General features: G+C 62.0%; 14 protein-coding genes. 6 read left to right on the forward strand and 8 right to left on the reverse strand.

Going from position 1 to position 14952, the window contains the following annotated elements; translation table 11 throughout:
* Window position 1 precedes the first annotated feature (1 nt).
* The 4 genes from QDT69_RS26075 to QDT69_RS26090 form a co-directional block, all read right to left on the reverse strand.
* Window positions 2-1075 (reverse strand): AI-2E family transporter, encoded by a 1074-nt coding sequence (locus QDT69_RS26075; protein WP_279709350.1) that lies wholly within the window; start codon window positions 1073-1075, stop codon window positions 2-4.
* A 128-nt stretch (window positions 1076-1203) separates the two neighbouring features.
* Complete coding sequence (locus QDT69_RS26080; RefSeq protein WP_279709402.1) at window positions 1204-1464, reverse strand: hypothetical protein; 261 nt, start codon at window positions 1462-1464, stop codon at window positions 1204-1206.
* Window positions 1465-1977: 513 nt separating this feature from the next.
* Window positions 1978-2841, reverse strand: a complete 864-nt coding sequence (locus QDT69_RS26085) for an alpha/beta hydrolase (RefSeq protein WP_279709351.1) — start codon at window positions 2839-2841, stop codon at window positions 1978-1980.
* 9 nt (window positions 2842-2850) lie between these two features.
* Window positions 2851-5358: an alpha/beta hydrolase gene (locus QDT69_RS26090; protein WP_279709352.1), complete on the reverse strand. Its 2508-nt coding sequence runs from the start codon at window positions 5356-5358 to the stop codon at window positions 2851-2853.
* A gap of 131 nt (window positions 5359-5489) precedes the next feature.
* Here QDT69_RS26090 and QDT69_RS26095 point away from each other — a divergent pair, with 131 nt between their 5' ends.
* The 5 genes from QDT69_RS26095 to QDT69_RS26115 all read left to right on the forward strand — a co-directional run bounded on the left by QDT69_RS26095 (window position 5490) and on the right by QDT69_RS26115 (window position 8875).
* Window positions 5490-6416: an alpha/beta hydrolase gene (locus QDT69_RS26095; RefSeq protein WP_279709353.1), complete on the forward strand. Its 927-nt coding sequence runs from the start codon at window positions 5490-5492 to the stop codon at window positions 6414-6416.
* Window positions 6413-7015, forward strand: a complete 603-nt coding sequence (locus QDT69_RS26100) for a hypothetical protein (RefSeq protein WP_279709354.1) — start codon at window positions 6413-6415, stop codon at window positions 7013-7015. The genes QDT69_RS26095 and QDT69_RS26100 overlap by 4 nt, the downstream gene beginning before the upstream one ends.
* Window positions 7016-7101: 86 nt before the next feature.
* Complete coding sequence (locus QDT69_RS26105; RefSeq protein WP_279709403.1) at window positions 7102-7749, forward strand: CoA transferase subunit A; 648 nt, start codon at window positions 7102-7104, stop codon at window positions 7747-7749.
* A 3-nt stretch (window positions 7750-7752) separates the two neighbouring features.
* Window positions 7753-8403 carry a 3-oxoacid CoA-transferase subunit B gene (locus QDT69_RS26110; RefSeq protein ID WP_050423340.1) on the forward strand — a complete coding sequence of 217 codons (651 nt, stop codon included), beginning with the start codon at window positions 7753-7755 and terminating at the stop codon, window positions 8401-8403.
* Between the two features lie 13 nt (window positions 8404-8416).
* The gene (locus tag QDT69_RS26115) at window positions 8417-8875 is read left to right on the forward strand and encodes a MaoC family dehydratase (RefSeq protein ID WP_279709355.1); all 459 of its coding nucleotides are present in this window, start codon (window positions 8417-8419) and stop codon (window positions 8873-8875) included.
* Window positions 8876-8897: 22 nt separating this feature from the next.
* On the opposite strand, the gene fabI is transcribed toward QDT69_RS26115, so the two are convergent.
* The 4 genes from fabI to QDT69_RS26135 are packed head-to-tail and all read right to left on the reverse strand — an operon-like array spanning window position 8898 to window position 14129.
* Window positions 8898-9686 carry an enoyl-ACP reductase FabI gene (gene fabI / locus QDT69_RS26120; RefSeq protein WP_279709356.1) on the reverse strand — a complete coding sequence of 263 codons (789 nt, stop codon included), beginning with the start codon at window positions 9684-9686 and terminating at the stop codon, window positions 8898-8900.
* A complete protein-coding gene (locus tag QDT69_RS26125) occupies window positions 9683-10897 on the reverse strand; it encodes an acetate/propionate family kinase (RefSeq protein ID WP_279709357.1) in 1215 nt (404 codons plus the stop codon). Before QDT69_RS26125 ends, fabI begins: the two co-directional genes overlap by 4 nt.
* A gap of 5 nt (window positions 10898-10902) precedes the next feature.
* Complete coding sequence (locus QDT69_RS26130) at window positions 10903-11859, reverse strand: phosphate acetyltransferase (protein ID WP_279709404.1); 957 nt, start codon at window positions 11857-11859, stop codon at window positions 10903-10905.
* Window positions 11860-11900: 41 nt separating this feature from the next.
* Window positions 11901-14129, reverse strand: coding sequence for a DUF3141 domain-containing protein (locus tag QDT69_RS26135; protein ID WP_279709358.1), 2229 nt, complete (start codon window positions 14127-14129; stop codon window positions 11901-11903).
* Between the two features lie 126 nt (window positions 14130-14255).
* Between QDT69_RS26135 and QDT69_RS26140 the strand changes: the two genes are divergently transcribed.
* Window positions 14256-14789, forward strand: a complete 534-nt coding sequence (locus tag QDT69_RS26140; RefSeq protein ID WP_050423336.1) for a GNAT family N-acetyltransferase — start codon at window positions 14256-14258, stop codon at window positions 14787-14789.
* Window positions 14790-14952: the final 163 nt, after the last annotated feature.

Here is a 14952-nt window from a genome sequence, read left to right on the forward strand (position 1 = left end):
ATCATGTCCCGGACAGGCGTGCGGGGTCCCGCATCCACGCCAGCATCAGCTCCCAGGCGACGGCCAGGATGATCGGGCCGACGAACAGTCCGACGATGCCATGCGCAAGCGTGCCGCCGATCACGCCGACGAAGATGACGAGAGTGGGCGTGGTGAGGCCTCGTCCCATCACGAGCGGCTTGAGCACATTATCGAGGACGCCGACCACCAGGAAAAAAAGCGTTAGAACCAGCGCCGTTGCAAAATCCTTCGTCGACCAGAGCCAGACGATGACGGGAAGCAGAACGATCGCTGCTCCGATCTGCACAATGGCGAGCAGCATCACGATGAACGCCAACAGGCCCGCGCTCGGAATTCCCGCCAGCTTGAAGCCGACCCCCGCCAGCAGGGACTGCAGGACCGCCACGCCGATGACGCCTTGGGCGACAGCGCGTATGGTCGCCCCGGCCATATCTAGGAAGTGCTCGCTCCGGTCGGGCACAATGTGGGAGAGGAATTCCCGGCAAGCGGCGGCGAGCCTCGATCCGTTCGGAAACAGAAAACCCGCCAGCGCGACAGCAACCAGAAACTTCAGCGTTCCTACGCCGGCGTTGCCCGCGAAGGCAAACAGGGTCCCCGCCAGCGGCTTCAAATGCGGAACGACCTCCTGCAACACGGCCCGCAGATTGGTCGACGCTCGATCCCATAGCTCGTACAGCGGCGCGCCGATCAAGAGCCACCCCTTGACCTGAGCCGGCGGAGACGGAACGACGATGCTTCCGGCACTCAACTGGTCGGCGATATCTTTCACCCCATCCACGGCTCCAACTCCGAGCCACGCAGCTGCCCCCATGACGATGCCGAGGCTGATGACGGTCAGAAGCGCCGCAGCGACCTTGGGACGGCCGCCTAGCGCGCGCGAAAGCCGGGTGAAAACAGGATAGAGCGCGACGGCAAGAACCACGCTCCAGGCCAGGATCGGCACGAATGGTTCGATAAGAACGAATGACCAGTAGATCAGCAGCGCCAGCAGGCCAAGCCGGATTACGAGCTGGATCAACTCGTCACCGGCCTCGAGCTGCCGCAGCGTTCGCAAGAGCGCGCCTTCTGTTGAGGGTCAGCAAGCACGTCGTCAGCGTAGCCGCCGCCTCCCCACATCCGGCTTGATCCAGATCAAGCGAGGCCCCTCAGCGCATGAAGCGAAGCGGTCCCGCCTTCGCGCCATCAGCGAAGTCCCAGCAGCGAACGTCGATAACCGCTGGCGCGGGCTTCATGTCTGCAGACGAAGCTGCCGTCGAACCCCGTCGCGTATTGCTTCTGCCCCTTCAGATAGTAGCGCGCCTTTCGAAAATCGAGCCATACGACCGTGACGCCGGGACAGTGCCGTTGTGCCTGGGCTTCGTGACGAAACGGCGTCAGCGGCAACGCGTCCGCGTGTTGCGCCAGACACGCGAGCGCGAACACTCCCAGACCCCAGACACTCATCCGGAACAAAGGCCTCCTTCCCCAAGGCTGAGGGCCGTACACCGGCCAAAGATTGCCGCCGGTCTGCCTCAAGCTCCTGCCTCGATAGAGGTCCAGCTCCAGCCTCGCCGCCCATTTCGGAAATATCCAGACATGTTCTTGGCACAAACTGCGCTGGTTCGGTCGAGAATTCCAGAATAAAATTCGTGCTCTGCCGCGGGGCTGCACCATGGCAAAGGAATTAGTCTATCAAGCGTGGCTCGTGATGCTGGGGCTTAGTCCCATCATTATCGCGGCCATCGTTGTATTCATGTAAGGACCGCGTCAGCTGAGCGACCTAATTTCGCTCGCATGGAACGTGACTTACTGTATTTTCGTCTCTCGCTGATCTGGCTGGCGATAGTTGCCGCCGCGCTGCTCTACGCTCTGATCATGTGAGAGATGATCACATCCGGTTGCTTTTCACATCCCGCTCGCAGGCCATCCGAACGCTCGCCGAGCAATGTGCTGTTCGGACAGTCCGCCGGATGCCGACTATCCTGCAAGCCCGCCGAACCACGCTCCAAAATATCCAGCATAAAGTGCCGGCAATTCGAGATTCATCGAATGCCCCACGCCTGGCACCACCACGAACCGGCAGTCCGGCATCTCGGCAGCCATCGTCTTCAGATCGCTGGGCGCGATCCATCCATCCCATTCGCCCCATAGCACCAGATGCGGATGGCGCAACTCCCCCATACGCCGCCCAAGCTCTCCACTTTCGTGCTCACGCGTGAGATTGACCGGTGTCCCGATCCACACGCCTTCGGAAACCGAAAAGGTCTGCTGCAGGATCTTCTCGAACAGCGCCTGAATATCGGCAATTCCATCGCGGAATTGGGGGACCGCGGTCGGCGCAAGACTGTCGGGCACGAAGAGAGAGGATGCCGCAGTCGCCATCACCGCCCGAGTCAAGTCCTTGCTCGCCATCATGCCGCGAAAGAGCCCGATCTGATCGGCATTAAACGACATGCCGAGCGGAGTGACGGGGTCCAGCGCGAACACCCGCCCGAACCGCTCCGGCTGCATCAGGAGCATCCGCGCGGCGATGATCCCTCCGGTCGAGTGCGTCGCCAGATGACAAAACCTGATGTCGAGGGCATCGAGCGCCGAAAGCATGTCTTGCGCATGCTGCTGCATGGAGTAGTTGGAATAATCGCCCGTGGGTACTGGTCGGTCGCTGTCCCCGCAGCCGCGCCAGTCGATTCCGATCACCCGCAGGCCTCTCGGAAACAGCGGAGCTGCGAGCTCGATCCAGTCCTTGCTGGCGAGATTGCCATGGATGAAGACGACGGTGATGTCGCCCTCTCCCCATTCCCGCCAACCAAGCTGCACCTCGCCCGCCTGCACCCAGGACATGACCGCTACCTATTTGTTCAGTCCGGCCGTCGGTGCTGCGCCAGCTGGCGTCGGCGCTACCGGCAACGCGGAAACTACCGCCCCCTTGATCATGCGATCCGTGCCAAGCGGCGAGCTGGTGTCGACCGTTCCGTTGTTCACAAACTCCACCACGTCGACCGGGAATTCCACCGGATTGTCGGTATGGATGAAATGCCCGGTCTCCGGATAGATCTTGAGGATCGGCCGGTTTCCGGCATTGTTCATGCGCGTCATGAACGGCGTGATGACATCACGTCCGAGGTCCGTCAGTCCGTTGAACGCGGGCGTCGGGATAAACGGCTCCTTGTCTCCGAAGGCTAGGAAGATCGGTGCCTTAATCTGGGTGAGCCGCTCGTAGAGGTTCTTCGGGTCGTCCTGCTGAACCTCCGCCCCGATCGTATAGATGTCGTAGATGAAGACGTTGCACCACTGCTCGAGCTCCTTGGGGTTACCCTTGGTCAGCCCGACGCGCTGCTCCGTGTGGAAGCGGGCATATTCGCTGTCCCGGAAGAAATAACCGCTCTTGGCTGCCGTCACGGCACCGGTTTCCGGATCGCGCTTCTTGAAAAAGAAGAAATCACGGATGGCCTGCTCGGGACGAGCGATCTCCGCCGCCAGGATTCCGGTCTGGTCCCAGGTCTGCTTCCACTTGTCGAAATCATGATCAAAAACCGGATCGAAGAGCCGCGCCTTCTTGTCCTTGGCGATCGTGATGTCGCGTGGATATTCCTCCAGACCGGAAGGCGCTTCGAGCGCGAGGCCCTGTACGGCATCTGGCCATGTCAGGGCGTAACCCATCACGAACTGACCACCAAGCGAGTGGCCGAGGTAATACGCCGTCTTGACGCCAAGCTGATTGACGACGAGGTCGTAGATGACTTCGCGCATGTCCTGCATGGTGCGCGCCGGGCTCTTGTCGAGATTGCCGGGGCCCGACATGCCATAGTGCGGCAGGTCGGGCACGATCACGCGCAGGCCGCTGCGCAAGGCATACTGCATGATGTTGCCGTAATGCCCGCCGAAAGCCCCCTTGCCATGGATGATCACCAGCACCTTGGGATCCTTGTCGGTCCCGGAATATTCATCCATGTAGCCGATCTGCCAGGCGTTACCGCGCTTGTCCTTCGCGGTCGCGTATTTGACCGGGTAGGGATAGGTCACATAAGTCTTCCAGAACGACTTCGTCGGATCGATATTCGCGGCTACTCCGGGTACGCGGTAGTTCTTGTCGACATATTGCTGCGCCCGATCGAGGCTCGCGACGTCGTCCATGAAAGCGACGAATTTGGGATCGTTCTTGCGGTGATTGATGATCGGAAACACGCCGTAATGGGCGACGGGGCTTTCCTCGGCGATCAGATCGGCTCCCGGCACCCGGTCGACCGCGCGCTCGGCCAGCTTGAAGTTCAGCCAGAGGTCGTTGGTGATATGCATCACCAGGGTGCGAGCCTGAATGCGGCCGAGATAGGGATTGATGTTGTAGGTTTCACCGACGCGGTTGCGCCAGACCAGATCAACGGCATCATAGAGCTTGGCACGGTTGGTGACGTTCAACCCTGCTTTCTCGTTCGGCGGGTCCCAGTAGAATACTTCCGGCTGGACTGACGCGAAGCTCTGCGTCGTGCGATATGCGAAATCGTAGCCGGTCAGGCCGAGCACCGACCAACCGAACGCAAGGCCCGGCACGGGGTGCTTCTCCTTGGGGAGACCGTAGTAGTCACCCTTGGTTGATTGCCACACCGGATCGGCCTGGATGGCCGCCGTCATTAACTGGAACGTCCAGTTACCAACCGGATCCTCGGCGTCGGATTGGGTCGTCCCGCCGATCGGCATCAGGGCGCCGATGAACTCCGGATGCATGACGCCCCAGACATAGGTCTGGGTGCCGCCCATCGAGACGCCGGTGACAAGCGCCACGCGAGCGACCTTCAGCTCGTCGCGCAGCATGCGGTAATTCGCCTGCACCATGTCAAAATAGCTGTACTGCGGAAACTTGATCCCGAGACCATCGGATGGCTTGCTGGCGCCCCAAGTGCCGAGCGGATCGACCATGATCACGTAATAGCGGTCGGTGTCGATCGGGCGCCCCGGCCCAATGATCGGGACGCCGCCGGACAGGGCAGCACCCTTGACCCATTGCTCATACATGTCGGTGGCGTCGCCGGAGTAGTAGGAATTGATCACGACCGCATTGATGATCTCGCCTGCGGCGTTGCGCCGCGGATTGCCGATCGCGATATAGGCTGTGTGCAATTTGCCGGCGCCGAGCGATTCAAGAGTGACGCCGCCCTCGCCGCCATTCTCCCATTTCGAGGGATCAGAGAGATCGTACTTGCCGCCAATGCGGAAGTTCGCGATCTCAACGGTCTTCTTCAGCCCATCATGCTGCATCTGCGACGAGCGGCGCGTGAACGGCTGCGCGACCGCGAGGCTGGTACCAACCAGCAGGACGATCAGGCTGACGACGCAATGCTTGATGGCGCTTCTACCGGCCATGGCGGCTTCCTCCTGAGGTGTTTCGCCGGAAGGCTAGGCAGGTCGACGGGAGGCGCTTTGATCTAGCTCAAGGGATTTTGATCGCGGGCGCCGAGGATCGCGATAGCTCAACCACCCGCCGGGTTGCCGCAATGCCCTTCCTCAATCACGGCTCATATCGGATACGTTATGAGCTCGACGGGCCGGCGGACGCACCCGCCTATGTTCTCGTCAACGGACTGACACAATATGCCGAGCTGTGGAGCGTCTACCGGGACAAACTGACTGCGCGACGCTTTCGTGTCGCTACATTCGACCTTCTTGGCCAGGGCGCTTCGGACAAGCCCGCGCTCTTCATCAGTCAGGACGACCAGGTCGCGGCGCTGGGCCTGCTCATCGACAAGCTCGGCGATGGCCCGATCTTCCTGAGCGGGATCAGCTTCGGCGGCCTGATCGCGCTACGCTACGGAATCGCCCACAGCGGGCGGCTCGCCGGCCTCGTGCCGATGAGCTGCTTTGCCGAGCTCTCTCCCCAACTTCTTCTGCTCGGCAACGCCATGCGAACGGGCCTGATCCTGGGCGGTACCGGGTATCTTCAGGATCTGCTCCTGCCCATGAACCTTTCCGATGCGTGGCTCGAGCCGCTGCTCGAAAAGCTCGACCAGGTGAAACGGCAGGGATGGCTCGTCAACGACCTCTATGCCCTGCAGAACCTGATGGAATCCTTCCTCGACTTTCGCCCGCTGACACCACATCTGGGCGCGATCAAGGTTCCGACCATGATCCTGAACGGCGAGTTCGACTTCTTGACGCCGCGCGCCCTGCACGAAACGCTCCGCGTCCAGATCCCGAATAGTTCGCTGGTCATCATACCAAGGGGCTATCACGCCTTCACCCTGGAGAAATCCGCCCTCACGGCGGATCTGCTCGCGCGTTTTGCGGAGGACGTGCTGGCAGGCCGCTGGCACGGCAACCAGTCAATCTGGATCGCTCCCGAAGAGCCCGGCGGCGCGCTGGCGGAGTTTCCTCCCGGATACGATCATTTGCGTGCCATTCCCACCCCGAGAGTGGCACCATGAGCGAATTCCTCGGACCACTTACGTCCGACGGCCGCGTGCCACCGCAGCAGCAGACGCGCGTGGCCGCATTCCTGATCTCGGCCCATGGAGCCCTGGCACGGCAGTATGCGCTGGCATTGCCGATCAGGCTGGAGGCCGCCTGGCAAATCGAGCTGAACGCGCAGCTTTATCGGGAGGCCGAATTCGTATCGCTGCTGCAGCGCGCCACATCATGGGTACCGGATGCCGCGCTGGGTTACCTGACCGCGCTTTGGGAAATGGCCTGGCTCCCGGCGGCTGTCGACGGGATCACGGATCGGTCGCTGGCACTGCCGGCGGATCTGGCCACTCTCGCGCATGCCGTGCACGCCGGCGTACGGCCCGCGGCCCTGCTTCCGGTCGAGGCTAATGCTCATGATGCCTTCGTCACGGCCCTTCGCCGCGTCGAATTCGAAAGCGGCCGGCTTCTGCAGGCCCAAATCGTCTTTCTGAAGGGACCGCAACTGGCGCCGTTCCGTCCGGCAATCAGCTCGGCTCTCGAGAGGCGCCACGCCGATGTTCGCAGACTGTGGGCTGAAACACTCGAAGGCATAGGTATCGCCAGCCCGCACGCGGGATGACCGGACGCTTTGACGCAGATCAAGAGTCGGCGGCAAACCGGAGTCAATGGTTGATCGGCTGCACTACGTCGTTCGGAGTGTCCATCATGAATCCAGTTTCCGTCGAGGAAGCCGTTGCGATGATCCCGTCCGGGGCCAGCATCATGGTCGGCGGCTTCATGGGCGTAGGCACCCCGGAACGTCTGCTCGACGAAGTGGTCCGCCAGCAGAAGACCGGCCTGACATTGATCAGCAATGACGCGGCCACGCCGGGCAAGGGAGTCGGCAAGCTGTTCGATGCTGCGCTTGTCTCGCGCCTGACCGCCACGCATATCGGCCTCAATCCGAAAGCTCAGCAGCAAATGCTGGCCAACCAGATCGCCGTCGATCTCATTCCGCAGGGCACCTTCGTCGAGCGCATACGCGCCGGCGGTTGCGGTCTGGGCGGCGTGCTCACGCCGACCGGCGTCGGCACGCTGGTCGCAGACGGCAAACGGTTGATCGAAGTGGATGGAAAATCATTCCTGCTGGAAACCGCACTGCGGGCGCAATTCGCACTGGTCCATGCCTTCCTCGCCGACTATCTCGGCAATCTGACCTACGCGCTGACCGCCCGCAATTTCAACCCGGTCATGGCCATGGCGGCCGAGACCGTCATTGTGACAGCCGAGCATATCGTGCCAGTCGGTGTCATCGCACCCGACCACGTCGTGACGCCGGCGCCCCTTGTCGACTACCTCATTGCGAACGGGTGAACCATGGATCCGCAGATCATCATCGCCCGGCGCGTCGCGCGAGAGCTTCACAGCGGCGACCTTGTCAATCTGGGTATCGGAATTCCGACGCTGGTTGCCAACTATGTTCCGGCCGATCTCAAGGTGTTCTTTCAGTCGGAGAATGGATTGATCGGCACCGGCCCCATCCCCGAGCAAGGCATGGCGCATCCCCTGCTGACCGACGCCGGCGGACGTCCGATCAGTGCGCTGCCGGGCGCCGCGACCTTCGACAGCGCAATGTCATTTGGGCTGATCCGCGGCGGCCATGTCGATGTGACGGTGCTCGGTGGCCTGCAGGTCGATGCGGACGGACATCTCGCCAACTGGATGATCCCTGGCAAGATGGTGCCCGGCATGGGCGGAGCGATGGACCTCGTGAGCGGCGCCAGGCGGGTCATCGTCGCCATGCAGCATGCCGCCAAGGGCAAATCGAAGATCGTCGCCAAATGCTCGCTGCCACTGACGTCGACGCGTCCGGTCGACCTCGTCGTAACTGATTTGGCGGTGATTGGCTTCGCCGGCGGCAAGGCGACCCTGATGGAGACCGCTCCGGGCGTCAGCGTTGCCGAAGTCATGGCGGTCACCGAGGCAGATCTGACAATTCCGGGTACCGTTCCCGAAATGAAGCTTTGATCAGGACAGAGCCATGCGGATATTCAACGACTTCAATGACATCAAATCCGCTATCGGGACTGAGATCGGCGTCAGCGACTGGATTGAAGTGACGCAAGATCGCATCAACCGGTTTGCCGACGCGACATGCGACGAGCAGTGGATCCACGTCGACCAGGAGCGCGCCAAGGCCGAGCTTCCCGGAGGGAGGACCATCGCGCATGGCCTGCTCTCCCTCAGCCTCGCACCAATGTTCATCCGATCCGTGGTCGGGCTCAAGGGCCTGCGAAACACCCTCAATTACGGGGCCGACCGGATTCGCTATCTGGCGCCGGTGCCGGCCGGATCAAGGCTGCGGGCGCGCGTCACGGTTGCGGAAGCGGAGGACGTTCCGCCGGACGGTCTGCGCGTGAACTACCACCTCGTCATCCAGATCGAAGGCGGCACGCGTCCCGCCTGCGTCGCGGAGTTGATCGCACTGCACTACCGCTGACGCCGGCCGGTCGCCACGACCGTCAATCGATGATGTGATAGCCGCCGTCGATATACATGACGCTCCCGGTGATCAGCTTGGCGCCATCCAGCGCCAGGAACGCCGTCGCGTTCCCAACGTCATCGATGCTGACAAGGCTGCGCGCCGGCGCCTTGGACTGGGCCCTGTCCATCAGCTCATCGAATTCGGGGATGCCCGACGCAGCGCGTGTCGCGAGCGGTCCCGGCGAGATCGCGTGAACGCGGATGCCTTTCGGGCCCAGCTCCGCGGCGATGTAGCGGACGGCGGCCTCAAGCGCAGCCTTGGCCACCCCCATCACATTGTAATTCTCGACCACCATCTGGCTGCCGTAGTAAGTCATGGTGAACATCGTTCCGCCGTTCTTCATCAGTGGCTCGGCCAGATGCGCCATGCGCATGAACGACCAGCACGAGACCTCCATCGTCTTCGAAAAGCCCTCGCGGCCGACGTCGACGACACGTCCGTGCAAGGCCTCCTTCGGCGCGAACGCGATCGAATGAAGCAGGAAGTCAAGCTGACCCCACTCCTTCGAGATCCGCTCGAAAACCTGTTCCATCTGCCCTTCCACCATGACGTCCAGCGGCAAGAAGATCGGGGCCTCCAGCGCCTGCGCGAGCGGCTCGACATGCTTTCTGGCGCGGTCGTTCAGATAGGTCACGGCCAGATCCGCGCCGAGCGCGCGAAACGCCCTCGCGCAGCCCCAGGCAATCGACTGATCATTGGCGATGCCCACGATCAGGCCCTTCTTGCCCTTCAATGCGACCTTGGTTTCCGGAAACTGGGGGATCATGATGCCCTCTCGCGGTTGGGACTGGACGGTTGACCATTCATCAGCAGCACCACGGTGTGCTGCGCAATCATCAATTCCTCGTCGGTCGGCACGACATAGACGGGAATGCGGCTGCCAGGGCGCGATATCAATCTGGCATGGCGAGCGTTCTCAGCTGCATCGAGCTCAACGCCGAGCCACGACAGCTTCTCCCCGATCCGCGCACGAATGCCGGCCGAGTTCTCGCCAATGCCGGCTGTGAACACGAAGGCGTCGATGCCCTGAAGCGCCGCCGCGAGCATGCCGGCGTGCAGGCCGATCCGATGGACGAAATATTCGATCGCCAGGATCGCATGCGGATCCTCGCTCGCCAGCAACTCCCGCATGTCATTGCTGATGCCGGACATCCCCTTTAGTCCGCAATCGCGATAGAGAAAGGTCTGCACGTCGGCGGCCGACATGCCCTTTCGAGCGATGAGGTAGAGCACAACGCCTGGATCGATCTGTCCTGGCCGCGTGCCCATCGGAAGGCCGTCGAGCGCCGTAAACCCCATCGTGCTTTCGACGCTGCGCCCGTCCTTCATCGCACACATCGAGGCGCCGTTGCCGAGATGTGCGACGATGACACGGCCATTCGCAACCTCAGGGGCCACCTGCCTCAAGGTTTTGGCAATGTACTCATACGAGAGCCCGTGAAATCCGTAACGCCGCACGCCCTCGGCATAGAGCAGGAATGGGACCGCGTAGTGGTCCGCCAAGGCACCGTGCGTACGGTGGAATGCGGTATCGAAGCAGGCCACTTGCGGAAGATCCGGACGATTTGTCAACAGTGATCGGATCGGAGCCAGATTGTAGGGCTGATGGAGCGGCGCCAATGGCACAAATTTCTCGAGGCGCGCCACGACGCCGTGGTCGATCCGCACCGGGCGGTCGTACTCGGGACCGCCATGAACGACGCGATGTCCGACCGCGATCGGATTGATGCGAAGCTCGTCCTTCAGCCAGATACCCGCAACTTCGAGAGCTGCCGTCACGTCCGGAACGCGCTCGATCGGATAGGCTCGGTCCGCCAGCGGATCCCCATTGGTCGCGGCGGCGCGCAGCCGCGGACGGCTGCCGATCCCATCCATCTGGCCCTTGATCTGGCGTTGCAGCCTGGCCTCCCCGTCGACCGCAAAGATTTGAAATTTTACGCTGGACGAACCGGCATTGACGACGAGGATCGTGTCCATGGCGATCACGCGACGGTTGGAGCGCGCCGGCGGCGCGCGTCGGCATAGAGCGCCGCGACCGCGCACGACGCCATCCTGGCCCTCGGTGAATCGGCGCGCGACGTCAGCACGATCGGAACCCGGGCCCCGAGCACGATGCCGGCGCTATCGGCCTTGGCGAAGTAAGCCAGATTCTTCGCCAGCATATTGCCGGCCTCGAGGTCGGGAACGAGCAGGATCTGCGCCCTTCCCGCGACCTCGGACTTTATGCCCTTGATCCGCGCCGCTTCCACGTCGATGGCATTGTCGAACGCGAGCGGACCATCAAGCACACCGCCGGTGATCTGGCCGCGGTCGGCCATTTTGCAGAGAGCGGCCGCCTCGATGGTCGATGGAATCTTGGACGTCACGGTCTCAACTGCCGACAGGATTGCCACCCGCGGCAGCGTTCCAAAGCCGGCTTGGGTATAGAGATCGATGGCGTTCTGGATGATGTCGCGCTTGCCATCCAGATCGGGGAAAATGTTGATGGCGGCATCTGTGATGAACAGCGTATCGGCGTAGGCTGGCACGTCCATCACGAAAACGTGGCTAATGCGCCGATCGGTTCGAAGCCCAACCGACTTCGCCGTGACGTTCCGCATAAGTTCGTCGGTGTGCAGACTGCCCTTCATCAACATCTCGCCCCGGGCAGCATGGATCAACGCGACACCCTTGGCGGCCGCGGCCTCGCTGTGCGGCTCGTCGACGATCTCGAGGCCGGCAATGTCGAGGCCATGCTTGCTCGCGGTCGCCTTGATCTTCGCTTCAGGCCCGACCAAGAGCGGCTTGATGATATCGGCCTGCGCACTATCCACGACGCCGCGCAACGACGTCTCGTCGCAGGGGTGAACCACAATGGTAGGCACCGGGGGAACAGCCTTGGCTGCGGCGATCAGTCGGTCGTACTTGGTGTGAGCCGTACCGCTCGACTCGGATGACATGACATTCATGGTGCCACCACTCCGGATACTCTCAGATCGGGTCACGACGCCTTTGCCTTGGGGTCGAAAGGGGCGACATTCGACGCTTTCTCCACGGCCTCTCTCTCATCCAGACCGAACAGCTCGGCGATCCGGTTCAATCGGCTGGCCACCTCACCCGAAATCGCGGTGCTGGCCGACAGCACATCGCGTATCGCGGCGAAGGCCGTCCGCCGGTCGTTCATATTGTCTGGAAGCAGTGTCGGGATCGCGGCCAGCGCGGCTTCGCGATCCAGGAGAAGCATGAAGAATTGCTCGCGAACCAGCATTTTGAATTCGGCAAGCGTCAGAGGCTTGCCGGGTACGTTGCGACGGACCTGGCGCAACGCTTCCAGGCTGCGCTCGTCCACCATGCCGCGCGCCGAACCGACATAGAGAAGCGCGCGGATCGCCGCCTCGCGAAGCCCCCCCTCACCGACCCGCGACGTCAGCTCCGCGATCCTCGCCTCCAGCCGCCCCCGGTACTCGGTTGACATCTCCTGTCTTCGCGACGGGGTCGAACGCGGATCGACGCCAACCGCGGCCTGCAACGCAGGCGAGCCATAGACGGCAAGGAAGACCGCCTCGCTGAGCGCTTCCTGAGAATCGCGCCAGCTGTCGAGCGCGTGGACGATCTGGTTAGAGATGTTTTCCTGGAACGCCAGGAACGGATTGTTCGAACTTGCGGGCTTGCGTTGGTCCCGGACGTGTTCGGCGGCCGCCTTGACGGCGGTCATGAACGGATTCTGGCTGCTGAATGCCTCGTACTGCGCTCGCAGCGGATGGGCGTTTCGCATCCAGTCGGCCAATTCAGGCGTCACCATGCGCTTGATCAGAGGCTGGACGAACTTGCGGTAGGCGGCAAGATTGATCTCGGAGACCCGCTTTGCAGCTTCGAACCGCCGCTCATCGTCCGGCGAGTTACCTCCCATGGCCCTGAGGTCGTCAAGGGTCCGGGCCTCGCAGCGCATCACCCATTGCCCCAAAGCCAGGTCGGCATTTGCCGTCTCGGCGCCCTTGGCCTCAAACGTCGCCTCATAGAGGCCGGGTGGGAGCACATCGATCAGGTCGATGTTGCTGGAAAACTCCGCGTGTTCTTTCTTGGCCACGCCGCCCGACACGAAAATGCCGAGGTGGCCGACGGTCTCGTGGACCGTGTAGACGATCGTCTGTCCATAGGCCCTGATCTCGTCGACATCGGCGTAGAGATCGAGGATCCAGTCCAGCGCCTGCTGCGGCGGGGTAATATTGTCGCCCTTGGAGCAGAAAACGACGATTGGCGATCTGATGTTGCGCAGGTCGACTCTTTCACCGTCCGACATCTTGATACGGCCAGCGGCGAGATTGTTGCCGATAAAGAGCTCGTCGACGATGAACTGGATCTCCTCCGCGTTGAGGTTGACGTGGCCTCCCCACCAACGCTCGAACTCGAGGTAGCGGTCCGCCTCCGTATCGACCTTGGAGAAGACGTTGTACTGCTTGGTCCACAGCGTGTTGGACGGATTCTGGTTCTCGAAGTTCTGGACGAGCCAGGCTCCATCGAACTTTCCGCCACCTAGATCGCCAGCGAGTGCCGTCAGCCAGCTCCCACCCAGCAGGCCGCCCGAATATCGCATCGGGTATTTGCCGTGCACGCCAGCCCAATAGGCCAGCGGCGCTCCCGCCACAATCACGGGACCAAACAGCTCGGGCCGCAATGACGCAAGGATCATCACCGCCCAACCGGCCTGACAGTTTCCGATGACACAGGGTTTGCCGTTTGCATCCGGATGGAGAGCAATGACCTTTTCAAGGAATAGCGCTTCTGCCCGTGCAATGCGCTCGATGGTCTGGCCCGGCATTGGCTCCGGCAAGAAGCCGATGAAGTAGCAGGGATGACCGGCCTTCATGGCGACGCCGATCTCACTATCCGCCTTGAAGCCGCCGATACCGGGACCGTGGCCGGCGCGCGGATCGACGACGACGAACGGTCGTCGCTTCAGATCGATCTCGACGCCCTTGGGAGGGATAATCCGCACCAGCGCGTAGTTGACGGGATCATCGAGCTTGCGACCGTCCATGATCAGTTCGGCAGCATAACTCAGGACGTGCGGAGCAGTTTGCGCCACATGCTCACGATATTGGTCGCCGCGCTGGCGTAGAATGTCGAGAAACAGCACGCTCCGCTGGCCGGCATCCGTCATGTATTCCACGGCGGACGCCACCAGTCCCGATACCGGATCGCCCGACAGCGTTGTCCTGTCCATCGCCATGCTCCGATTTCCGCGTCGGGAGCCATTGAATGTGCACCGCGAGAACGGGCTTTGATCTAAGTCAAGCGCTGACGATCAATGGCAACGCGACATGACGCTGATCAGCCAACACGAGAAACGCTGCGCATGCCAAATGCCGCCCACTACGCTGAAACGGAACCGCTCCGCGACGGTACAGTCGTGAACATCCGGGCGCTTCGGCCAGAAGATGAGGCCGACATGCTGGCCGCGGTCGAGCGCACCAGCCTGGAGTCGCGGTATCGACGATTTTTTGTGGCGAAGCGGGACTTTTCCGAGAAAGAGCGCACGTTCTTCATGAACGTCGACTTCAAGCAACATGTCGCGCTTGTCGCGGTAGTGACGGAGCATAGTCGCCCCGTGATCGTCGGCGGCGGGCGCTATGTCGTCTTTGAAGCGGGACGCGCCGAAATGGCATTCGTCGTGGTTGATGCATGGCAAGGTCGCGGCATCGGCTCTTTATTGATGGGCCACCTGGCCAGGATCGCACGGCAGGCCGGCCTCGAGGAACTCGTTGCGGACGTTCTGCCGGAGAACGCGGCGATGCTGAAGGTCTTCAGCAAGGCCGGCTTCGTGCCCATCACGCGGCACGACCCGCAAACCGTTCGTTTGGCGCTAAAGTTGGCGAGACCAAACGCCTAGCTCCCTTTCGCGCGGCTCAACAACGTGGTCGGTTCCGCTGGCTTGACCTATGTCAAGGGCTTGCGCAAAGGCAAGGCGACTGTTTGACTGGTTGAGCGCCAATCCCCCGCTCTCCGAAGGCATTCCCGGCGACAATCGATTTCGCAACCGCTGTCGCTTCGCT

Source organism: Bradyrhizobium sp. CER78 (genome assembly GCF_029846235.1).
GTDB lineage: Bacteria > Pseudomonadota > Alphaproteobacteria > Rhizobiales > Xanthobacteraceae > Bradyrhizobium.